This is a genomic window from Phycisphaerae bacterium (assembly GCA_018003015.1).
In the GTDB taxonomy this organism is placed as follows: Bacteria; Planctomycetota; Phycisphaerae; order UBA1845; family PWPN01; genus JAGNEZ01.
Window position 1 is genome coordinate 1 of record JAGNEZ010000033.1, and the last position, 23,032, is coordinate 23,032.

A 23,032-nucleotide genomic window follows, 5' to 3' on the forward strand; every position below is an offset into this window, starting at 1 on the left:
CCAGGGCGATGTTCGCGTACGCCCCTCCAGCATGGATCACGTCGGGCCCAACCGCCGGGTAAGCACTGCACGAGCGGCCCTTGAGAACGCCGGCACCGGCCAGCAGCTGAGCTCCGTGGCAGATGGCCGCGATCGGCTTGTTCGCCCCGGCAAAGTGCCGAACCACTTTCAGCACCTTCTCGTCCAGGCGAAGGTACTCCGGAGCTCGCCCACCCGGAATAACCAGGGCGTCATAGTCCTCGGGACTGAGCCCGGCGAACGTCGCGGTCAGGGCGAAGTTGTGACCCGGCTTCTCGCTGTATGTCTGATCACCTTCAAAATCATGAATCGCGGTTCGAACCTTCTCACCCGCCCGCTTGCCCGGGCAGACCGCGTGGACGGTGTGTCCGATCATGGTCAGGGCCTGGTAGGGGACCATAACCTCGTAATCCTCGACGAAGTCGCCGACGATCATCAGGATCTTCTTGGCCGACATGGACACCTCCTCCTGCCATAACTTCCGCTGCTCAATGGGATTGACGATGCCGGCAGCTTATCCGATGCCCTCGGGCGACACAACCGCCCTGGCCAGCCATACCCCTCGTGAGAACTGCCGATCACGAGATTATCGGACCGGCCCGTCGATCGGACGGGAACTCAAGAGCCCCCCTGAAATTGTCCGATAAACGCAACGCACACATGGCCGATGTCCTTGACCAATCTGAAGTTGATGCCCTGTTGTCCGCGGTGGACGCCGGGGCAGGGGGGACGACCGCCGAACCGGAGGTTCCCAGTCGGGTCAAGCCCCGGACGCAGGACGTCCGCACCTACGACTTCAAGCGCCCCGAGCGGGTCAGCAAGGACCAGATCCGGGCCCTGGAGGCGATCCACGAGAACTTCGCCCGCAATTTCGGCGCATCCCTCTCCAACTTCCTGCGAACCATCGTCGAGGTCCGGGTCGCCACCATCGAGCAGCTTACCTACAGTGAGTTCATCCACTCGCTGCCCAACCCGACCTGCTTCAACCTCCTGAATACCAGCCCCCTGGAAGGGCAGTTCTGTCTTGAGATCAGCCCGCTGATCGTCTACCCGATCATCGACCGGCTCCTGGGCGGCTCAAACGCGGAGCTGTTCATTCCCCAGCGTCCCTTGACCGCGATCGAATGGCGCCTGGTCAAGCGGATCACCGATCGGGCTCTGAATACGCTCACCGAGGTGTGGTCCAACCTGGTCGAGGTAAACTTCGAACTGGCCGAGACCGAGTCCAACCCCCATCTGGTGCAGATCGTCGCTCCGAACGAAGTCGTGGTCGTGATCGGCCTCGAGCTCAAGATGGGTACCCGCGCCGGTACCATGACCTTGTGCCTGCCGTTCAACGTCATCGAGCCGGTCATGGGAAAACTGGCTACCCAGAGCTGGCTTGCCTATCAGCGCAAGGCGGCCAGCGACGAGCAGCGCCAACAGATCAGCCGCCACCTCAAGTCAGCCGAGGTCGGCGTCCGGGTCTTCCTGGCCCAGACCATGATCACAGTCAACGAGCTGATCAACCTCCAGCCTGGCGACATTGTCACCACCCGCAAACCCGCGAACTGCGATCTGATCCTTCAGGTCGAAAACCGCAACAAGTTCGCCGGGCGGCTCTACCAGTACAAAGGTGCACGTGCCCTGCGCATCATACGCCTCGCGGGGCAGGAAGAGTCGCTGTAGGCGGAGACGACGCCTCAAACCGGGCTCGTGGCCGCGTCGTGGATGGCAGTCACCACCTCGTCAAGACTGAAGGGCTTCTCCAGCACGCGGAAGACACTCTGCCGTGTCTCCAGCGGAATCTCCTCCACCAGGCACCCGGTGATGAGGATGGTCAACAGATCGGGAATGGCCGAGGCCAGGGCCCGGGCGACCTCGATGCCGTTGCGGCCGTCGGCCAGCCGCCAATCGGCGACCAGGAGATTCGGACGAAACTCGAGACCGACCTGGATGCCCTTCTCCACGCTGGAGGCGCTCCGGACTTCGTGAGACTCGCGCACCAGGATCAGCGTGAGCTGTTCGCAGTAGGTCATCTCGTCATCCACGATCAGTACTCTGCTCATCAGCCACTCCCCTGGTCAACGGAGCCTGCTTGACGCGGTAAGAACACCGTGAAAGCCGTTCCGCGCTCGGCGTCGCTGATCACTTCGATGGTCCCGCCGTGGTCGGTGGCGATGCCGTGGGCGATGCTCAGGCCCAGCCCGGTACCGCCTTCTCCGTGTCGGGTGGTGAAGAAGGGATCGAACAAGCGGGCAATCTGGCCGGGAGCGATGCGGGCGCCGTCGTTCGCCACGGTCAACCGAACACCGCCGGGAGCTCCGTCCGTTCGGACGTCAATGTGCCGGGCCCCCGCCTGGATCGCGTTCCGCAGCAGATTGATGGTGACCTGCTCGATTCCGGTGGTGCTCATCGCCAGAGGCTCCAATCCTGCATCCAGGTGAATCGACAGCATGCACTGGTTGTCCGCGGCGTACGCCGCCACCGTCTCACATGCCTGCCGGATCACCGCGTTGAGATCCGCCGGCGCCTTGGTGGAGGTCTGGGCCCGGGCGAACGAAAGTACGCTCTGCACGATCAGCTTGCATCGCTGGGCACAGCCGACGATTTTCTCCAGAGCGTCGATCATGCCCTCCGGCTCGGTGCGGCGGCTCAGGGCGTACTGGGCCAGCAGCAGGATGCCGCCGACCGGATTATTGATCTCGTGGGCGATGCCGCCGGCCAGCGTGCCCATGGCGGCCAGCCGCTCGGCCCGCAGCAGGTTCTCCTTGGACTTCGCCAGCTCGTGCGTACGATGCTCGACCAGCTCTTCCAAATGATTCTTGTAGCGGTCAAGCTCGCGTTCGGCCTGCTGGCGGGCGGCAATCTCCCGGGCCTGCTGGACATTGCGCAGGGCGAGCGTCGAGAGCTGGTTGGCGATCAGCCGCAGGGCGTCGCACACCCGCCGGAACCGGGAAAGCGGCATGCGCGTCACTCCAGCCAGCGCCGCCCGGTACTCCTCGACGTTCACCCCGATCCGGTCGGCGTAGCGCAGCAGCTGCTCCTCGTTTTGGCATTCGTCCAGGACCTGTCCGACCAGCCACTTGGCGATCCTGCGATCGCCGACGCAGATGCTCGTTCCGCCACCCCAGAGCCCGGCACTCAGGCACGGCTGAATGACCGGGCCGTCGGGTCGTATCTCGCCCAGCTGGGCGTCCGAATGCATGCAGTTGAGCCGGCCCTTCTCCGTCCTGCGGACCAGTTCCAGGCAGAGCCGGCAGAAGTTGCTCGGCTTGGTGATCGGCTGGCCGTCGAGATCCGTGATCAGGGAAGCGACGCCGGTGGCCTCGGCAAAGGCGTCCGAGATGGCCTGGATGTCCTCGAGCTTGAAAAGATCCTCAATGCCCAGGGACGATGTCTCCCCCGGCAGCTGGGTCAGCGTCTCGATCCGCTGGTGCAGGGCTTCTTCCGACTGGAGACGCTCCGTGATGTCTCGGGCAATGCCGGTCGTCCCAATGATCTCGCCCCGGTCGTTTCGCACCGGCGTCTTGATCGTCTCTACCCGCGTGATCCCGCCCTGGAGGTCCTGCAAGAGCTCCTCGATCCGGCGGACGGCACCGGTCCGCATGACCTCAAGATCGTCTTGACGGTACTTCTCGGCCAGTTCCGGCGGCCAGAGATCGTAGTCCGTCCTGCCAACCAGTTCCTCCGTGCTCATGCCGCACCAGCGGGCGAAGGCTCTGTTGACAGCCACGTAGCGGTAGTCGCGGTCTTTGAGCCAGGCAATGTCAGGGATGTTGTCCAGAATGGCCTTCTGGCGAGCATCGCTCTCGATGAGCGACTGTTCAATGCGCTGCCGCTCACGATGGGCGTGCTCGAGTTCGGCCACTCGGTCGCGCAACGCCTGGACCTCGTCCAGCGTCGCCGTCGCGGGCTCGTCGTGTCCACTCACCGGGGTATCTCCCCGCTAACCGCGAGAGCACTCCCCCGGCCGCCGTCAGGTCTCGTCGGCTACGTTGCTGGCGCCGACCGGCTCCGGCGGCTTCTCCTCGACGGGAGGCTCCTGGGCATAACCTTCGAAGTGCAGCTCCGGATCGCCGTCGCTGTTGTCCTTGATGGTGACCTTGATGTGGTTGCGGCCCTCGTATTCGCCGCGGAGTATCGCCTCGCTCAACGGGTCCTCGATCTTGTTCTCGATAGACCGGCGGAGCGGCCGAGCTCCGAACTTCTCGTCGGTCCCGTGTTCGATCAGGAAGTCCTTGGCCTTCTGGTCGAGGATCAGGTGATACCCCTTTTCCGCGAGCCGCTTGGCGACCTTGTTGACCTCCAGGTCTACGATGTTGACCAGGTCGTTGTGAGTCAGCTTGTGGAACACGACCAGCTCGTCCACCCGGTTGATGAACTCGGGGCGGAAGTAACGCTCGACCTCGCCCTGCAGCATGGTCTTCATCTTCTGGTAGCTGACTTCCTCGTCACGCTTGCCGAAACCGAACTCGCTCTGGTTGGTGATGCGGTCCGCCCCGATGTTGCTCGTCATGATCATGATCGTGTTCTTGAAGTCGATGTGCCGCCCGAACGAGTCGGTCAGCCGACCTTCCTCCATGATCTGGAGCAGCATGTTGAACACGTCCGGGTGAGCCTTCTCGATCTCGTCGAGCAAAACCACGGAGTACGGCCGGCGGCGGATCCGCTCCGTCAGCTGGCCGCCTTCCTCGTAACCCACGTAACCCGGCGGGGCGCCGATCAGCCGGCTGACATTGTGCTTCTCCATGAACTCGGACATGTCCAGAATGACCAGGGCATCCTCGTCACCGAACATGAACTCGGCCAGGCACTTGGCCAGGTAGGTCTTGCCCACCCCGGACGGCCCGATGAAGATGAAACTGCCCATCGGACGGTTCGGGTCCTTCAGGCCGCTCCGCGAACGACGCACCGCCCGGGCCACCGCCCGAACCGCTTCGTCCTGGCTGATGACCCGCTTGTGCAGCTCGTCCTCGAGCCGCAGCAACCGCTGAACCTCGGTCTTCTCCAACCGGGTCAGGGGCACGCCGGTGATGCCCGATACCACCGAGGCAATGACCTCGTCGTCAACCACACCGTCCACTTCCTTCGCCCGGTCTCGCCACTCGCGCTGCATTTCCTCCTTCTTGGACCGCGAGACCTCGGCCTTGTCGCGAAGCTCCGCCGCCCGCTCGTAGTCGGCGTTCTTGACCGCCTCATCCTTTTCCATGATCAGCTTCTCGATCTCGCGCTCGATCTCGGTGAGATTCGGCGGCTTGGTCATGGACTTGAGACGAACGGCCGCCCCGGCTTCGTCAATGACGTCGATGGCCTTGTCCGGCTGCACCCGGCCGGTGATGTACCGGTCGGACAGCTCCACCGCCTGCAGCAACGCGTTGTCGGTGATCTGAACGCGGTGGTGAGCCTCATAGCGGTCCCGCAAGCCCTTCAGAATCAGGATCGTCTCGTCGCGGCTCGGCGGCTCAACGATGATCTGCTGGAACCGCCGCTCAAGCGCTCCGTCCTTCTCAATGTACTTGCGGTACTCGTCGAGCGTGGTCGCTCCGATGCACTGAATCTCGCCGCGACTCAACGCCGGCTTGAGCACGTTCGAGGCGTCGATCGCGCCTTCGGCTCCACCCGCGCCGACCAGCGTGTGTAACTCGTCAATGAACAGGATGACGTTCCGGGCTCGCCGGACTTCGTTCATCACCGCCTTGATACGCTCCTCAAACTGCCCGCGGTACTTCGTGCCCGCCACCATCATGGCCAGATCGAGGACCACAATCCGTCGGTCGGCCAGCAGCTCCGGAATCTCTCCATTGACGATCTTCTGGGCCAGACCCTCGACAATCGCGGTCTTGCCCACACCCGCCTCGCCCAAGAGCACGGGATTGTTCTTCTGCCGCCGGCAGAGTATCTGAATCACCCGGTCAATCTCACGCTGCCGGCCAATCACCGGGTCCAGCTTGCCCTCGCGAGCCATCTCGGTGAGATCGCGGCCAAACGAGTCCAGGGCCGGCGTCTTGCTCTTGCCCTTCTTGGCCTCACCCCCGGGACCCGGAGGGCCCCCGCCCGCCGCCGCTTCCTCGCTCTCAATCCCCGCCCCCAGCAGGTTCAGAACCTCCTCACGAACATCCTCCAGCCGCAGCCCGAGGTTCATCAGCACCTGGGCGGCCACACCGTCCTGCTCACGCAGCAGGCCGAGAAGCAGATGCTCCGTGCCCACATAGTTGTGATTCAGGCTCCGGGCTTCCTCGATCGCGTATTCGATAACCTTTTTCGCCCGAGGAGTTTGCGGAAGCTTGCCCATCGTGACCATGTCCGGGCCACGCTTGACCAGCTTCTCCACCTCCAGCCGAACCTTCCGCAGGTCGACATCCAGGTTCTTCAGAACGTTCGCACCGACGCCCGAGCCTTCCTTCACCAGCCCAAGCAAAATGTGCTCCGTCCCAATGTACTCGTGGTTGAAACGCTGGGCCTCCTGGTTGGCCAACGCCATCACTTTGCGGGCGCGATCAGTGAAACGTTCGAACATCAGCCGCTCCTTGCTGCGGTGCCGTCCATCCGTCTGTCATGTGGCCGGGTCTCCTCTGAAGCATCTCCAAGCCGCGTTCCGACCACCTAGGGTCCCCCAACTGCACGCTCGATTGTAGCACCCCCTAAGGTACCCATCAACCAAAGGCCCGGCGCGCAACTGGGGGCAAATACACCACTTCCTGTATATCGGCTGACCAGAGAGCCGAGTTGTGGCCTTTCGCCCGAGGAAGCGGCCAGCAGCGGAAGCGTCACGTCCGGGCGAATCGTTCCAGAGCGGCTGCGATTTCCACACTGAAACGGTGCTCACAATCATACTGAGCGGCCGCCCGCCACGCAGCCCAGGCCCGCCGACCACCCGCCGTCTCGGAGATCAACCTCGCCCACAGGAGACGCGTCTCCGCGTCCCCGTCATCGACCGACAGGGCCAGCAGCAGAGCCGAGCGAGCAGCCTTCCATTTCCCGTGGGCCAGACAGCCTCGGGCCAGCCGCCGGAGAATGGCCAGCTCGCGCGGCAACGCCGGATCGAGCAGAAAGCGAATCCTGCTGATCAGCAGGCCCTGGGCCACAAACCACGCCGCCAGGGCAAATCCACCCGCCGCCAACGCCGCCCACCGCTCGACAACCACCGGGGCAATCAGCAACCCCGCGATCGCAACCTCCGCCGCCAGCGCAAACCAGACCGCCAGGGCCAGACCCAGCCACCCCCGGCCCAGCATCATCAGACCCGTGCCCGGCACGATCAGGTTCATGACCGTCGCTCGCAGAAACCGCTTCACGACCGGCAGTATACCTGTTCCTTGACTTGCCCGGTACGCATCCGATAATGCCACACGTGCCAACACCGGGAGTGCCCTTGATGACAGCCATCCTTCGCCCCAGCCCTCTTCTCACCATCGCCTCGGCAGCCAGCCTGCTCTGTGCCTTGGGTTGCTCCGACATGGACACCTCGTCCACCGGCTCGCCGACCTTCGGGCGACCGGGCGACTACGCCACTCGCCGGATCGACGGCCTTGCCCTCCGCGACGTGCGGCCGGCGGCCCTGCGGGCCTTTCGTCAGCATTTCCGCGTCGACCCGAACGCCTCAGCCGGTGACCGGCTCGTCTCCTACCCGGCGGAAATCACCCAACAGGCCCAACCCGAGCGACTCCGCGATATGTTCGGCGGTAAGAACCGCCATCGCCAAGTGGCCATACTGGTCCTTAGCCAGGAGGGAACCTCCGTCCTGGCTCAGTGCCAGGTCCGCAACCAACGCCTCGACACCGCCGAACGAGCGGCCTTCGCCCGGGAGACCGGCGACGACCGGCCCGGCGATACCCCTATCGAGCGGCGGGGCGCCTCCTCGCCTATCGCTCGCGAGGAATGGACACCCGTCGGCCGCGATCGCACCACCGAGGCCGAAATTCTCGATTCCATCGTGCACGCAGTGACCGGCAGTCAGCCGGCCGGCGAGTGAGCCCGCCCCTCTGCCTGATCCCACCAACCTCCGAAACCGGCAAGCGGCCCGCTGTGCCGGCACCCTCGCGTGGCAAACGCCGTCTCAGAACACCTTCCAGCAACCACGATCCGTGCCTCACATGCGCACGCCCGAGAAAACCACCATCAGCCCGACGATCATCACCACAAACAACGCCCACCAGAGCAGGACGCTGTTGTACCAGTGGCTCCCGATTTGGCCGAGAATGTTGAGCTCGCGCCAGTTGAAGGTCAGATCGTCGGAGACCTGCTCCGGACGCGGGGGCGCGCTGAGCACGCTCACGATGATGCAGACCGCGACGGTGGTCAGCCAGGTCACAACCGCCTGATTGCCGAAGGGCGAAAGCCACGTCACCACCGCCTCGCTCAGAAACGCCGGCGGACGAGTCACCCCAATCTTGAGCAGGACCGCAACCGCAAACCCCACACAGGCCCCGACGCCGGCGCCCACTCCGTTGATCCGCCGCGACAGAATCCCCAACAAAAAAACCGCCCCGAACGGCGGGGCGAAAAACGCATACAGCATCTGGGTGTACTCGAAAAGCCCCATGCCCAGCCAGACGACCATGTGAGCCAGGACAATGGCCAGCGCCAGGATGGCCACCGAGGCGATCCGCCCAGTCAGAATCTGCTCGCGGTCCGAGGCCGCCGGCCGCATCCACCGCTTGTAAATGTCCAGCGTGAAGACCGTCGCCGTCGAGTTCAGCACCGCCTGGACCGTCGATTGAATCGCCCCGAACAGGGCTGCCAGGAAAAGTCCGCGCAAGCCGCCGGGAATCAGCTGCTGCAGCATCGTCACGTAGCCCTTGTCCGCCTGACTGCCGGCCTGCTCCCACGGGAGCATCAGGATCTCGGGGTGATGGGCAAATAACACAAGACCGGGAAGAACTACCATCACCGGCAGCAAAACCTTGAGGTAGCCCGCGAAGACAATGCCCATGCGAGCATGGTACATGTTCTTGGCCCCAAGGACGCGCTGGATCATGAACTGGTTGATGACGTTGTACCAGATGCTCACCGTGAAAGTGATGAAAACCAGGCTGGTCCAGGGCACCAAGGCATGGCTGGGCGGCTGGATCACCGACAGACGGTTGTAGTAAGCCTGGTCCGGAGTGATGTTCCGAACCGCGGCGGCTACAGCGTCGCGCCATATACCCTCGCTGGCCCGGTTCCGCTCAATCATCACCCGGAAGCCCTCGATCACCGAGCCGGATTCGGGAGCCAGGCTTTGAAGGCCGAGAATGGCCACCATCATCCCGCCGGCCACCATGACCACGACCGTGCAGACATCCGCCCAGGCCGCCGAACTGAGCCCGCCGTAAATGGCCCAGACCCCCGAAGCGAAAGCGAGCACCACGATCGCCACCGTCAGGTTCCAGCCGAACAGACTCTGCAGGGCCAGACCGCCGCCGTACAACGCCCCGCTCAGGAACGCAACCACACCCGTGATCACCGTCACGACGGCAAACAACTGACGCAGAAACGGATTGAATCGGCGCTCCATGAACTCAGGCGTGGTGAACACCCGCGAGGCCAGCAGAAACGGAATGAAAAACCAGATCAGAATGCTGAAGGTGGTCAGATTGCCCCATTCGAACATGGCGGCGCAGACCCCGAAAAGCACCGCCGCTCCTACCGTCCCGATAAACTGCTCGCTGTGAATGTTCGAGGCGATGAAGGAACTGCCCACCACATACCAGGGCAGCGAACGGCCGGCCAAGAAGTAGTCGTCCGAGACCCTCTTCTTCCGCCGCCCGGCCAGGTAGCCAATCGCCGAAAGCACCACAAAGTAGCCGATGAAGGCAACGTAGTCGGAAGCACTGAGCTGGAAACCCTCCAGACCTGTCATGCCGCTCACTCGCCTCGTGCAAGCAATGCCCCGATGGTCCGTTCACACGCCGCGATCAGGCCGGGCAGGGCCGCTCGATCAAAGGGACTCTGCCAGACTTGATAAATGTCGCTGCCGTGCAGCTCCGGGGGGCTGAGATAACCGCACGAACCGTTGACCAGGTTCAAGACCGCCACCGCCGCCTGCGGGAAGCGCCGCCGCAATTCCACCTGCAGCGCCGAGTAGGCCTCGTTGGACTGGCCGACGAAGACCGCGCCCCCAACTCGCCAGATCCACACGGGCATCCGGCAACTCGGGCCCGAACCGACAAGACGAAGCACCCGCAACTTGCGCCGCAGACGCTCGGCCAGCACCCGATCCCCGCAACACTCCATCTCCCGCCGTACCTGCTCCTCCGCGGGCAACGGCTTCAACGGCAGCTCCACGTCGATCCGCTCGGCCAGAACCACCGACGAAGGCGCGAAAGACTTGCGCGCCCAGACCGCCAACGCCGCACCCGACTCGACCAGCCCCGCGTAGCAGAGGCACTGCCCCGCCGGGAGCATGGACTCCAACGCGGCCAGCACCGCATATCCCAACCGCCGCCCATTCGCGTCGGCCACGGCCACGTCACCGGTATACTGCTCGCGAGGGGCAAGATCACCGGCCGCACCAAGCAAGAAGAGGCACGGAGCACCCCCCGTGTCCCGCTCCACCAGGGTCCGCATTGCCCCGACATAGTCCGGCGAAATCAGCCGGTTCTCCCACGCCAGGGTCGTCGGATGACAGGCGTAGTTGACCAGCGTGGCCTTGAACCGCCCGGCAGTATCGCAGATCCGCCCGACCAGAACCGTGTCGTCCGCCGGATGCGCCGGATTGAACCCGCAGACCACCCGCGAACCGCCCGGCTCGGGCAAATCACGATTGGCCGCCAGATCACACCGTCCGTAAGCCCAGGTCATGATCGCCGGAGCCAGCCGGGCCAGCGCTTCCCGAGCGGCTTCAATCAACCCCGTGCGAACCTGACCCAGAAAGCCCGCAATCAGGTTGCCGCCCGGCTTGTCGGCATCCTCCAGACAGATCGATGCCCCGGCGTGGGTGTGAACGCAGGCCACCATCACCCGGGCCGGGTCGAGATGCAACACCTCAATCAGACCGCCACGAACGCGCCACTCATCCTCCGACCGTTGCCACCAGCCGAGATCCATCGAAGCCAGAAGCAGCGGCGGCCGGCCAGCACCCTCGCTCATCGCCAGAACGGTCGCGTAGAGCGGACGGTGGACGCCCTCCGCGACATCGTGCGCCGCGGCTACCCACATGCGCGAGTAGATACCGACCGGCGGCGTAATCTCACGCCGGGCCATCCCCGCCCACAGCTTGGCCGTAGGCGGCACCAGGTCCGCCGGGATCGGTCCGCTGACATCACTCACCGCCGCTGCCCTCCAGGGCCGAACAGACTCAAGCCGCCGTCCATGGTCAGCGTCTGACCTACAACCTGCCGGTTCAACGGGTCGCACAGCCAGACCACCTGGCGGGCCACTTCCTCAGGCGAGATCAGTTCACCCACCGGAACCGATTGCCGCGCTTCCTCGCGACGACCGGGATCCTCCTTGAACAGCCGCCCGCTCAGCCCCGCATCGACATAGCCCGGAGCCACCTCGTTGACCAGAATGCCGTCTCGGGCCAGGTCGGCGGCCATACAGCGGCACAGCATGCTCACCCCGGCCTTGGAGACACAGTACGCCAGAATGCCCGGGTGCGGCACACGCCCCGCCCAACTGCCGATGAACACTATCCGACCCCCTCGACCGTGGCGAAGCATCCGCAGCGAACCGCAACGGGCAAGATGAAACGCCCCATCCAGGTTCGCCGACAGCTGGCTTCGCCACTCCGTGTCGCTCACCTCACGCACACCGGCTTCCTGCACCACCGCAGCATTCGGAACCACCAGCGTGATATCGCCCAGATCACGTTCCACGGCCTCGATCCAGGCCGCAACCGCCGCGGCATCGGCCACATCGACACGATCGTACCGAGCCCGTCGCTGCAGAGCGACAATCTGTCGCAGCAAGGACGTCGCTTCCGAGCCCGCGAGCACATCACCCACCGCCACGTCGGCTCCGCATGCGGCCAATGCCAGGGCAATGGCCCGGCCAATATCGCCAAGCCCGCCGCTGATCACCCCTACCTGGCCCGTCAGATCCACGCAACCGCCTACGCCCATGGCGCTCCCCTTGCTGTCGTCCCGGTGAGCGAACCACCCTCCCGCAAGCCCCGGTCAGACGTCACGAACCGCAGCCATCAGCTGATCGAACAACCGATCCACCTCCGCACGGGTCTCCTCGTCGAGCATGAACCCGACCGGCCCGCGAACCAGGGTGTTGCGAAAAACACCTTGCTTGACAAGCAAGTACTTCTCAACGGCCAGAAAACCGTCCAGCCCGCTCTGCATGCCAATCAGGGATGAGAGCGGCAGGGAAAGACGATAGGTCCGTTGCTCGTCGCCGGCGACCAGCGCCCCCCAAAGGGCGACAAGAGCCTCAATCAGCTCCCCCCCCGGCATCGTGCCAACAATCCCGCGCCGATAGCTGTCCACCAGGGCAATCCCACCGCTGCCCTCGAAAACCGCCGCTTCACCGCCGGTCGCCTCCCGCAAGGCGCTCAGCCGCGGCCCGATCGGGGTCGCCTCCGGCTTGAACAGCACCCGCGAGCCAAACTCACGCTGCATCCGAACCAGCAGATCCACCGGCATCGGACGCCCAACGTAGCCGCTCGCGTCCTGAACAACCACCGGAATGTCCACCGCCTCCAGAATGCGGTCGTAGTACCTCAGAACCTCCGATTCCATGGCCACGATCGACACCGGGGGAATGGCCATGACCGCCGTGGCCCCCACCGACTCGGCGTGTTGCCCCAGACGCACCGCCACCCGCGTACTCTCCGCTCCAACGCTGATGATCACCGCCCCAAGACCGCTGCCCAGGCGACAGGCGTGCTCGGCCAGCAGCTCGCGCTCGTCAGTCGAAAGCCGCAGAACCTCCGACACCATCGCCATCACAATTCCGTCGGCCCCAGCGTCAAACAGCCAGTCGATCTCCTTCTCCAGGATGGCATAATCGATGCTCTCATCGTCGTGGTAGGGAGTCTGAAAAACCGGCAGAACACCACGCAGAGCTGGCCGTTCAGGTTGTGCCGCCGAACCCATCATGTGTAGTACCTCCTCCCCGCCCGGGCCCGGCGACATTCTATCCCCACAACCGAAACCTGCCAGCAGGCCCCGGACCGGTCACTACCCCCTCGGTTCCGCCAACGAACAGCCTGCACAACCTCTCGCTTCCCCGCTCTCTGTCCGGGACACCCGTCGTGTTATTCCCCGCAGACGCGAGTTGAACCGCAACCAACGCCATTGGCTTCGTTTGGCGCTGCGGTTTTCACGAGATCAAGGGCGGAAAACAACCCTCGCAGGCTCAAGAACGCGGGTGGCCCACCAGGGCCATGGGTCCGTTCGGCAGGGGAACCCACACCCCCCAACGCGTTCATCCTGACCCGCGGTCCGGGTACAATGGCCGACCTGGAAGAACCGCCGGGGAAAAAAACCGGTCGGCTTCCGCGATTCACAGACCCTCAGGAGCATGCATATGCGGGCAGCGTTGGCTTCGTTTGGCGCAGTGCTGTACTCGATGACGGCGGCGACAGGAGCCGAGCCCGCCAAGGTCGACCGGCAATTCCTCGACTGCAAGACAGTCTTTCAGACCAATACCGGCTACGACCCCAGGCTCGCCATCGCCGTCGACGGCGTCATCGTCCACCAGCACGGGGCAGCCCCCGAGCGCCTCGGTAAGACGATCAACTCTTGGCGCCGGCGCGGATTCACCGTCGGCCGCATGTTCTTCGCCGATTCCGACGCAACCAACCAGTACTGGACCGGAAAGTGGGACGGAACCGAACACCCCGACGAGGTCGAACGCGATCAGAAGAACGACGTGGTCATGTGCGCCGGCGTCCGCCCGTACATGCTGCCAACGCCCGGCTGGACCAGGTACCTGCAGGAAATGGCAACCCAGTCAATCGACCTAGGCGCCCAGGCCATCCTGCCTGAGGAACCCCTCGCCCACGCTCACACCGGCTACGAGAACGCCTTCCGTAAGGCTTGGGAACAACGCTACCACCGACCATGGGAACCCGAACGAACTTCACCTACCGCCCGATTCCTCACCGGCCAGCTCAAAAACGAGCTCTACCTCGAGCTCCAACGCCAACTCGGCCAGACCGTCGTCCAGGGCGAGAAACGCACCGGCCAAACCATCCCCTTCGTCTTCCCCGTCCATAGCCTGTACAGCAATGTGGCCGCTCACCTCGTCGCCCCCCTCGGCACCTCGACCGCCATCGAACAGATCGACGGCTACATCGGCCAGGTCTGGACCGGCCCGGTCAACTGGGCCCTGCATAACTACAGCTCGCCGGATAAGTCCTTCTTCGCGTCCGCCTACGTCCTCTATGACTACTTCGACCAGCTGACCCGCGGCACCAACCGCAAGCTGTGGCTCCTCACCGACCCCGTCGAGGACGATCCCAACCACAAGTGGTCGGAGTTCGAGGAATGGTACCGGCATTGCGTGGCCGCCGAACTGCTCCTGCCCAACGTCGACGCCTTCGAGGTCATGCCTTGGCCCGACCGCATCTTCCTGCCCGGCTATTCGACCGGCGGCAGTACCCCCGCCCCCGAACGATTCCGAATCATCGTCCTCTCCGCCATTCAGGTTCAACAGGAAATCCCCAGGTCGGGCACGTGGCTGCAGGATCCGATCGATCAGCCGACAGCCGGCATCGGCGTGGCCGTCACCGATACCCTGCTTTGGCATCAACTGGCCTCACCCCTCCTGGACGGCGTCTACGGCATGTTCCTGCCCCTGGTCAACGAAGGCATCCCCGCCTCCGCCTGCCTCCTGGAACGCGCCTTGGATCCAGGTTACCTCGATCAGTTTAAGGTCATCGTGCTGTCCTACCAGGAGATGAAGCCGATGGACCTGCGGATGAACACCGCTTTGGCCAACTGGGTCCGACGCGGCGGCTCACTCATCGTCCTCGGAACCGGCGGCGAAATCTCCGACGGCTCGCTGTGGTGGAGCAAGCTGCCCATCGGCGATCCGCTCGCCCATCTGCTCAAGACCGAGCTGGGCTTGGAGCCCGGCGCGGAAGGAGACCGCCAGGTCGGCCAGGGCTGGGTCTATCGCCAGCTCGGCTCGCCGCGACGGTTCGTCGATCCCAGGGTCGCTCGAGAGGAATACCTGCGGCTCATCGAACGCGCCCTGCGAGCGGCCGGAGGCGCCGCCAAGCTCGCCAGACCCGGCGAATTCGTCATGCGACGCGGCCCATTCGTCATCGCCCACGCCATCCACCAACCGGTCTCGGTAAAGGGCCCAGTCGTCGATGTCTTCGATCCCGAGTTCCCGCTCCGCGATAAGGCCGAGCTCAAACTCGGCCAGAGCGGTGTCTATCGCGACGTCACCTCACTCATGACCCCAACCGGACCCGCCAAGCCCTGCGTCCTGCATGCCACCCACCGCCTGCTGAGCGAACAATTCGTCGACAACACCACCCGCGCCCTGATCCGCGGCCCGGCCGAAACTCCCGCCATCGTCCGCCTCTTCGCGGCCGGATCCACACCCCAGTCCATCACCGCCACCGATGCGAAAGACGCCGCCCTCGAAGTCACCTGGAAAGCCGACGGGCCAACCATCCTGGTCAGGTTCCCCAACGTCCCCGAAGGCGCCACCCTGATCGTGAAGTGGACGAGATGAGGGGAGGAGTCAGTTGCCCTATGGAGGTGAACGATAGACTGCTGTAGTGTCTAGAGGTGTTATAAGGTGGTATACCCCGCAGGCTTCGGTGTGGCGGCTCAACCCGGCGATGATGCCATCGGACTCCACGACGGTCGACGAACGACCTGCGCGAAGCGAGCGGATCATGGGCTCCGCCGCCAGGTATCCGAGCGGCCGACGAGCGTCGGCACGGCTAGCGGTTGTCCCGCAGAATCGGGGGGATTATCGGACACTCGGGTCCGGGCCCAGACCACAATCCGATAACCTCAGCCGCCTCATCCAATCGCCGATAATCCCGGCATGAACCCAGTCGTCCTGGAGTCCCAGAGCGCCGATGCCCTGCCCGGCCACCAGACCACCGCCTGCGAAACGGACCGGGTCGCCATGCCGAACGACCCGAGCCGAAAGGCCAACCCGGCTCATGCCTCACCGTCAGCCGGCGTACTCGACGGCATCGCTCGGTACCTCGTTCGCCAGGCACTGACTATTCGCCGAACCGAGGAGCGACTGTTGTCCCTGTTTGCCGAGGGCAAGCTCTTCGGCACGGTTCACACCTGCATCGGCCAGGAGTGGATCGGTGTGGCCGTGGCCAATGCCCTTCATAGCGGCGACGCAGTCTTCACCAACCACCGCGGGCACGGCCACTACCTGGCCCGCACCGGCGACGTCGAGGGACTCATCGCCGAACTGATGGGCCGGACCACCGGGGTGTGCGGCGGACGGGGCGGCAGCCAGCACCTGTGCCGCGAGTCGTTCTACTCTAACGGGATCCAGGGGGGCATCGTCCCCGTCGCGGCCGGCCTGGCCATGGCCCGCAAGCTGATCACCAGCGGCACGATCGCGGCGGTGTTCATCGGCGACGGCACACTTGGGGAGGGCGCTGTCTACGAAACCCTGAACATCGCCGCGAAGTGGTCGCTGCCTCTATTGGTCGTCATCGAGGACAACGGCGTGTCCCAGTCGACCGACCAGTCCCAGACGCTGGCGGGAACGATCGCTGGCCGTGCCCAGGCCTTCGGTATGGATGTGCGGACGGCGGACACCTGGCACCCCGCGGAACTGATCAACCAGGCAGCCCTCGCCGCCGACCAGGTGCGACGGAGCGGCCAACCGCTCATCCTCCACGTCCGCACCTACCGGTTGAAGGCCCATTCCAAGGGCGACGACGAACGCGACCCCGCCGCGGTGGCCGCATACGCCCAGCGCGACACGCTCAACCGCCTCATCGCTCAAAACGGCCCGGAGACGCGGCAAACCCTGGCCGCCATCGATCAGCGGATCGAACGAGCGGTCACCCGGGCGTCGACAGATCCCTACACCACCGTCGAGATCACCACACTCACAAGGCCGGCGATCGCTGCGGGGGGGCGATCGCCGGCCCACGCTTGCCTGTGGAAGCCGCTCGACTTCCAGCCGCAGCGCGCGGTGGACGCCATTCGCTCCGCGCTGGGCGATGCCATGGCAGCCGACGAACGGATCGTCCTGCTCGGCGAGGATATCCGCGATCCGTACGGCGGGGCCTTCAAGGTGACCGCCGGCCTGAGCACCCGATTCGACGGGCGCGTCTTCAACACGCCAATCAGCGAAGCCGCGATCACCGGACTCGGAAACGGTCTCGCCCTCGCCGGCCGTCACCCGGTGGTCGAGATCATGTTCGGCGACTTCCTGCTCTTGGCCGCCGATCAGTTCATCAATCACGCTGCCAAGTTCGCCGGGATGTACAACGGCCAGGTCACCGTTCCACTCGTGATCCGGACGCCCAGCGGAGGCTACCGCGGATACGGCCCCACCCATAGCCAGTGCCTCGAGAAACACCTGTTGGGCGTTCCCGGCACGCGCGTCCTGGCCCTCCACAAACGGTACTGCCCTGGCATTCTCTACCACACCCTGCTCGCGGCACTCGATCGCCCCACGCTGGTCATCGAGAACAAGACGCTCTATGGACGGCGGACCGAACCCGCGCCGCCCGCCAGCTACACGATCGCGGCTACCGATTCGCCGTTCCCCACCGTTCGCCTCCGGCCGACTGGCCCGCGCCAAATCACGCTGGTCGCCTACGGCGGCATGGTTGAACTCGCCGAGGCGGCCATGATCGCCCTTCGCCAGCGAGAAGAACTGTCCGGTGAGCTGTTGATCCCCACCCAGCTCTATCCGCTCGATATCGAGCCGATCGTCGAGTCGGTGGGCGAAACCGGGAACGTCCTGGTCATCGAGGAGGGCCAGGGCTTCGCCGGCTTCGGGGGCGAACTGATTGCCCAGCTGGCAAGCGATCCGCGCCTGACCGGTCTGAAAGCCGCCCGCGTTTACGCGGCCGACTGCACCATCCCGAGCTCGAAACCGGCCGAACTCCAGGTCCTGCCAGGGGTTGACCGCGCGGTCGGCCAGGCCGTTCGGCTGATCACATCCTGACAAGCTGGAAATCCCGCCCCGGAAGAGAGCCCGCGTCGCGACCCGATGCCCAAAAGCTCACGTCTCGGGTTCAGCGGTCGCCGTCAGGCCACAACTGGCAAACTGTTCCACGTAGAGTTCCGCGCGCTCGCGATGCGTGACCAGCAAGAGGGCCAGGCCCGTCTGGTGCGCTTCCAACGTTCGAGCGACGGCTTCCTCAGTGTTCAAGGGCGTGAGTTTGCAGATCGCCTTGACGACATCCTCGATGTCGTTGACGTCATCGTTGTGCAGAACGACGCGCCAAGGCGGAAGCGGTTTTCGCTTGGCCTTCTTCACGGACTGGCGAGGTTGGGTCTTGCCCGGCCGAGCGCTCACCGGGATGTCTCCGAAAGACTCTTGATTGTTCTGATCGGTCATCGGCGATGCTCCTCGTTCCCGCCCCCGATGCTCCTCGAATCTGGCCCCATTGTATCGATGCTTGCCTAACTTGCCAACACACTTCCGGGCGAAAACGTGAACATGACCCAAGCACCCAGAACGATGATCACCTCCTCGTCCTTATAGGACGCAGATTGGTTTGCGGACCCTTACCCTGGAGGGTGAACACCCTACGGTTCAAATAAGTGGGAAGCCGATCAGCGGGCTGTTAAGGGGATGACCTGCCGGACCGATATCACCTCGGGGTCGCCGAGCCATCGCCGAGGTCTCGACGACACAGGAATCGCCTATTCATGTTTACGCCCTCGATCCGCTTCCGGATCGCTCATCCTCGGCTGGCGATGGCGGCCATTGCCATCGTTTGGATCTGCTGCTCCGCGATTCCCGTTGGGGGTTATGTCGAGTTCCAAGGTGCGGGCGAAGACGCGGAGGTTGCCGCCGAACCAGGCCGATCCGTCGTTCTTCGTGCAGATCCGTGCATCCCGGTTCGTCTCGGCGGGGCTCCTGCCGAATCCACGGAAACGGCACTTCTGCCGGACGCGTTGGTGCGGGCAGTCGGTGATCCCGCGAACCGACTCGTCACCTTCGACCAAGGTTCGTTCGGCGATGCCCCGCGCACCGTTCATCTCACCAGGCCGCTGGTCCGCGGAACGAACACCTCGGGCCCCATCACCATCGACGGCAGCCGACTGCCCGGCGGTCTTGTACTCGACGCCTCCGCGTGTCGGGAGGCAGCCGTCATCGTCGAGGGGGACGGGCGACTGACCGTTCGGGCGGTGACGTTGCGCAACGCGGCGCAGCGCACCATTGTGGTCAAGGACCAAGGACAGATCATCCTCCAACACGTCACCATCGAGACGAGCGGCGGGCCGGGCGTGGTACTCTTCGGGCAGGCCTCGGCCACCCTCCGAGACTGCACCCTCTCGGCCAGCCGCACGCATGGCCTGGAACTGCACGGTCGAAGCTCGGCCTCGCTGGTCAATACATCGATCCTCAACGGCGGCCAGTCCGGCCTGGCCGTCTTCGACGACGCTGAGGCCGAGGGCTCCGCGTGCCGGCTCGACGGGAACGGCGAGTGGGGGGTTGTCGCGGCCAACCGCAGCCAGGTCAGCCTCACCGGGACAACCATCCGCGGCGGCCGCTTCGCCAACGTCGATCTGAGCGATATGGCCACCCTGACCCTGACGGAGTGCGTCGCCGAGCACGCCTCGCGCTTCGGCGTCTTTGCCACCGGCGACGCGGTGCTGACCCTGGTTCGCTCGCGGCTGGCCAGAAGCGGTGGCCGGGGAGTCGAACTCCAGGATCGTGCCCGGTTGGCGGCAACCGACGCCCAGATTGAGGGTAACACCGACTATGGCCTGGTACTCTTCGGCATGGCTCGAGCCGAGGCCGAGCGCACGCTGTTCACCGGCAACGGCGTTCACGGCGTGAGCCTGTGCAACAGGTCCAGCGCCGAGTTTGACGTCTGCACCTTCTCTGCCAACCGGTACAGTGGCGTGGCCTGCCCGGATGCCGGCGACGGCGGTGCCTGCCTGGTGAGCCGGTCCCTCTTTCAGCGAAACGGCATGCGACCGATCTATCGCGGTCCGCTGCACATCGACCCGCTGGTGCCCACGCCCGTCCGCATCGACGGCCCGCGTGTGGTGTGCATGGCCGATCCCGGTGCTCGGATCGAGCTCTTTCTGGATCGCGCCGGCGAGGCCGCTCGCTTCCTTCGAACGCTCCATGCCGATGACGGAGGGCGGTTCGAGGTCGATGTCCGCGACGTGCCCGGTGGTTGGGTGATGACTGCCACCGCGACGGTGATGACCGCGGGACGCGGGCCAGGCAATGCCGGCGGCAAGCCGGGCTCAACCAGCGAGTTCAATGTGATTGCAGGTTCGCCCTCGGGACCGATTCTCGCCGCTCTTACCGCCCGTACGGGTCCGCTTTCCGATGACGGCGGGGATGTGAGTCTCGATGCTCGTCTCCGCCGGTGGCAGCGAGGCACGCGGCTGGTGCTGCAGTTCGATGAGCCGCCCGGCCGAACCGCCGAAGCTTACCTGCGGTTCCTCTGCCCACGCATCGGAGAGTGGACGTTGAATCAGGTCGCGGCGGAGACACGTACGGGTTCCGCCGATACGCTCGGCCCGGACCGGCTGGTTGTGCCGGTGCGGTATATGCCCTCGGAAGCGGTCGAGCTGCAGGGTCGCGGCGGGGTGACGTTCATGAAGTGGAGCCCGGAAGGGTGCTTCATGCAGCCGATGAGGATCACGCTTGCCTCGGCCCCGGATCCGCGAGACTGCTGCCCACGGGTACTCGCTCATGAGATCGGCCATGCTCTGGGGCTGGGGCACGTCCGCGTGGGCTTGCTCTCACGGATGCAGGGCTCGGCCCGACCGGTTGGCGAGGGGATGGTCAACGACTTCTCGCCGACGTTCACCTACTACGATGTCCAGGCCCTGCACCTCCTGCACGATCCCAGGGATACCCCCGGAGCCACACTTCGCAGACTGGCCGAACGCGGCCTTCTTCCTCCTGGCCCGGACATCAGCGTGGCTCGGGCCGGACCGCCGGTCGCCGATCCGACTTTCAGTCCGCCGGTACCCAAGCTCGACTCTGCTAAGACGCCGACGTTGCCTCCCGCGGCAAGCGTGAAGTGAGAGGTGGCCGGCGGCCGAGAACAGGCCTCCGCCTGCCGAACAACCGTACTGCTTCGTTGTTGATGGCGCCCAGCCGGCCTCGTATCCATCATTCTGCGGCTCACCGTGCTATCGGCTCGATCTTGGTCATTTCGACGAACAACTCAAAGAAGTCCGGTTCCTGTTCGAGTTCCACGTGTTCGATCGTGGGGACGAGTCGCTCGATTCGCTCGCGGCAGGCTCGGTTGAGCAGGGCGGCCTTGGTCCCTTCGATGCTGGCATTACCGATGCGCACGATCCGCTCGTTCGGAACCGGCAGAATGAGGCCGATGCGCCGGGCGTTCTCCAGGTTCATCTTGTTGGCAAACGCTCCGGCCAGGAAGAACGTGTCCAACTGATGAACGGTGATCCCTGCCCGGCGCAGCACGACCGCCTGCCCCACGCCGTTGGCAGCCTTCGCCTGGGCCAGCTCACTGCCGTCCTGCCGGGTGAAGAACAGATTCGAGGACTCGCAGACGGCAATCCGCGGCTGCCGGTCGCGGAATCGTCCGAGTGCGTCCATCTCCCCGCTGGTCCGCAGTTCGGCCAGGATGTCCACCAGTCCCGATCCGCAGAGTCCCCGTGGCGGCAGGTCGCCGATCTTGGCGATTCGCCAGGTGCCGTCGCGTCGCTGCAGTTCGGTGATCGCTCCGTCGGCCGCGGGCATGCCGCAGCCCAGCCGCCCACCTTCAAATGCCGGACCGGCCGGGCACGAAGCGCACAGCAATCGGCCATCCTTGCCCGCCACGACCTCGGTGTTCGTTCCGATGTCCACCACCATGAAGGAACCGGCCATCTGCTCCTCGGAGAGCGTGCCCAGGACGGCCGCCATGTCGGCCCCGACATGATTGGAGATGATCGGCAGGCCGTAAACCCGCGCCGCCGGGTGCGTGGCCAAGCCCAGGTTGGCCGCGTCGGTCCAGAGGGCGGTGCTCGGTCGCCTGCCGGCCTGGTACTCGATCTGGGTGTGGGATACGTACGGCTTCTGTCCGATGGTTTGGACGTCCAGCCCGAAGAACAGGTCGCGCATCGTCGGGTTGCCGGCCACGGCCACGGCCCAGATCGACTCCGGCGACACCGAGGAAGACCGGAAGGCAGCGTTGAGGTGGGCGATGAGGGTGCGGTGGAGCTGCCCCGGCCGCCGCGCGTCGTACGAGATCCGGTGCATGACATCGCTGCCGCCGTACTTTTGCGGGTTCTCGAACGCATGCTGGGCGACTTGCCGCCCAGTGGCGAGGTCAACGATGTCCACGACGACGGTGGTCGTGCCCAGATCGATCGCCGCACCGTGGATCGGGCCTTCGCAGCTTCCGATCAGTTCATCGCCGAACCAGAGCGTGCCGCTGGCCGCCTGCCGGACCCAGGGGTCCATCTCGCAGGTCACCGCCCGGCCCTCGGTGACGATCCGCAGATGCCGTTTGAACGTCTCGACCTCGATCACCGCGTCGGGCTGAAGCACGCGCGCCTGGCACGCCAGACGGAACACGGGTGCGTTGGGATCCTCGGGCCGAGCCAGGAAAGCCTCCGAGGCAGTGGGGGGGCTCAGGGCCTCATTTCCGCGTCGGACTTCGACCAGGCACTCGCGGCACTGGCCCGCGCGAGGACAGGAGCTGGCGATCTCCTGCCGGGCATGGATGGAGCGGTCCGCGGCCTCGAAGAGCGTTTGTCCGACTTCGATCTCGATCCGTTCGCCGTCCAGGTTGATTGTTGGCATTGGGCTCCCATTGTACCGTCTGGGATTTCCATGTCGCGGGGGATGGTCTTGGAGAAGCCGACGAGCGGCGGTATCGCTGATGGTGTCGACGGTCAGGGTGACGTTCGGCCCGAGGATCGGCAGGGCGGGCCCAGAACTCGGAAGCTCTGGCATACGCCGCAGGGTTCACAGGGTCAGCCACGCCGGCAGG

The 23,032-nt window shown here is 64.9% G+C and carries 16 protein-coding genes; 5 read left to right on the plus strand and 11 right to left on the minus strand.

Translation table 11 applies throughout. From position 1 onward, the window contains the following. Positions 1 to 475 (minus strand): DJ-1/PfpI family protein (locus tag KA354_14855; protein ID MBP7935923.1); only part of this gene is annotated, 475 nt, incomplete at its 3' end. Between the two features lie 203 nt (positions 476 to 678). On the opposite strand from KA354_14855, the gene fliM reads away from it, so the two are divergent. Next, positions 679 to 1,686 carry a flagellar motor switch protein FliM gene (fliM, locus tag KA354_14860; protein ID MBP7935924.1) on the plus strand — a complete coding sequence of 336 codons (1,008 nt, stop codon included), beginning with the start codon at positions 679 to 681 and terminating at the stop codon, positions 1,684 to 1,686. Between the two features lie 14 nt (positions 1,687 to 1,700). Here fliM and KA354_14865 read toward each other — a convergent pair whose 3' ends face one another. From KA354_14865 to KA354_14880, 4 genes are all read right to left on the minus strand, one after another. Beyond that, positions 1,701 to 2,066, minus strand: coding sequence for a response regulator (locus tag KA354_14865; GenBank protein ID MBP7935925.1), 366 nt, complete (start codon positions 2,064 to 2,066; stop codon positions 1,701 to 1,703). After that, on the minus strand, positions 2,066 to 3,931 hold the full coding sequence (locus KA354_14870) for a PocR ligand-binding domain-containing protein (protein MBP7935926.1): 1,866 nt from the start codon (positions 3,929 to 3,931) through the stop codon (positions 2,066 to 2,068). The genes KA354_14865 and KA354_14870 overlap by 1 nt, the downstream gene beginning before the upstream one ends. 45 nt (positions 3,932 to 3,976) lie before the next feature. Next, positions 3,977 to 6,520, minus strand: coding sequence for an ATP-dependent Clp protease ATP-binding subunit (locus tag KA354_14875; GenBank protein MBP7935927.1), 2,544 nt, complete (start codon positions 6,518 to 6,520; stop codon positions 3,977 to 3,979). Between the two features lie 247 nt (positions 6,521 to 6,767). Then, positions 6,768 to 7,295: a hypothetical protein gene (locus KA354_14880; GenBank protein ID MBP7935928.1), complete on the minus strand. Its 528-nt coding sequence runs from the start codon at positions 7,293 to 7,295 to the stop codon at positions 6,768 to 6,770. Positions 7,296 to 7,375: 80 nt separating this feature from the next. On the opposite strand from KA354_14880, the gene KA354_14885 reads away from it, so the two are divergent. Then, positions 7,376 to 7,972 (plus strand): hypothetical protein, encoded by a 597-nt coding sequence (locus KA354_14885; protein ID MBP7935929.1) that lies wholly within the window; start codon positions 7,376 to 7,378, stop codon positions 7,970 to 7,972. Positions 7,973 to 8,089: 117 nt separating this feature from the next. On the opposite strand, the gene KA354_14890 is transcribed toward KA354_14885, so the two are convergent. The 4 genes from KA354_14890 to KA354_14905 all read right to left on the minus strand — a co-directional run bounded on the left by KA354_14890 (position 8,090) and on the right by KA354_14905 (position 13,025). Beyond that, on the minus strand, positions 8,090 to 9,841 hold the full coding sequence (locus tag KA354_14890; protein ID MBP7935930.1) for a sodium/solute symporter: 1,752 nt from the start codon (positions 9,839 to 9,841) through the stop codon (positions 8,090 to 8,092). A gap of 5 nt (positions 9,842 to 9,846) precedes the next feature. Next, the gene (locus KA354_14895; GenBank protein MBP7935931.1) at positions 9,847 to 11,184 is read right to left on the minus strand and encodes a hypothetical protein; all 1,338 of its coding nucleotides are present in this window, start codon (positions 11,182 to 11,184) and stop codon (positions 9,847 to 9,849) included. Positions 11,185 to 11,246: 62 nt separating this feature from the next. Next, positions 11,247 to 12,044, minus strand: coding sequence for an SDR family oxidoreductase (locus tag KA354_14900; GenBank protein ID MBP7935932.1), 798 nt, complete (start codon positions 12,042 to 12,044; stop codon positions 11,247 to 11,249). 54 nt (positions 12,045 to 12,098) lie between these two features. Continuing rightward, positions 12,099 to 13,025, minus strand: a complete 927-nt coding sequence (locus KA354_14905; protein MBP7935933.1) for a dihydrodipicolinate synthase family protein — start codon at positions 13,023 to 13,025, stop codon at positions 12,099 to 12,101. Positions 13,026 to 13,458: 433 nt separating this feature from the next. Between KA354_14905 and KA354_14910 the strand changes: the two genes are divergently transcribed. Together KA354_14910 and KA354_14915 are read left to right on the plus strand one after the other, a co-directional pair. Then, positions 13,459 to 15,621, plus strand: coding sequence for a hypothetical protein (locus KA354_14910; GenBank protein MBP7935934.1), 2,163 nt, complete (start codon positions 13,459 to 13,461; stop codon positions 15,619 to 15,621). A gap of 405 nt (positions 15,622 to 16,026) precedes the next feature. Then, complete coding sequence (locus tag KA354_14915) at positions 16,027 to 18,051, plus strand: pyruvate dehydrogenase (protein ID MBP7935935.1); 2,025 nt, start codon at positions 16,027 to 16,029, stop codon at positions 18,049 to 18,051. 57 nt (positions 18,052 to 18,108) lie between these two features. Here KA354_14915 and KA354_14920 read toward each other — a convergent pair whose 3' ends face one another. Beyond that, positions 18,109 to 18,447: an ATP-dependent Clp protease adaptor ClpS gene (locus tag KA354_14920; protein ID MBP7935936.1), complete on the minus strand. Its 339-nt coding sequence runs from the start codon at positions 18,445 to 18,447 to the stop codon at positions 18,109 to 18,111. A gap of 314 nt (positions 18,448 to 18,761) precedes the next feature. Between KA354_14920 and KA354_14925 the strand changes: the two genes are divergently transcribed. Then, positions 18,762 to 21,110: a right-handed parallel beta-helix repeat-containing protein gene (locus KA354_14925; GenBank protein MBP7935937.1), complete on the plus strand. Its 2,349-nt coding sequence runs from the start codon at positions 18,762 to 18,764 to the stop codon at positions 21,108 to 21,110. A 100-nt stretch (positions 21,111 to 21,210) separates the two neighbouring features. Here KA354_14925 and KA354_14930 read toward each other — a convergent pair whose 3' ends face one another. Then, positions 21,211 to 22,842, minus strand: a complete 1,632-nt coding sequence (locus KA354_14930) for a DUF4445 domain-containing protein (protein ID MBP7935938.1) — start codon at positions 22,840 to 22,842, stop codon at positions 21,211 to 21,213. Positions 22,843 to 23,032: the final 190 nt, after the last annotated feature.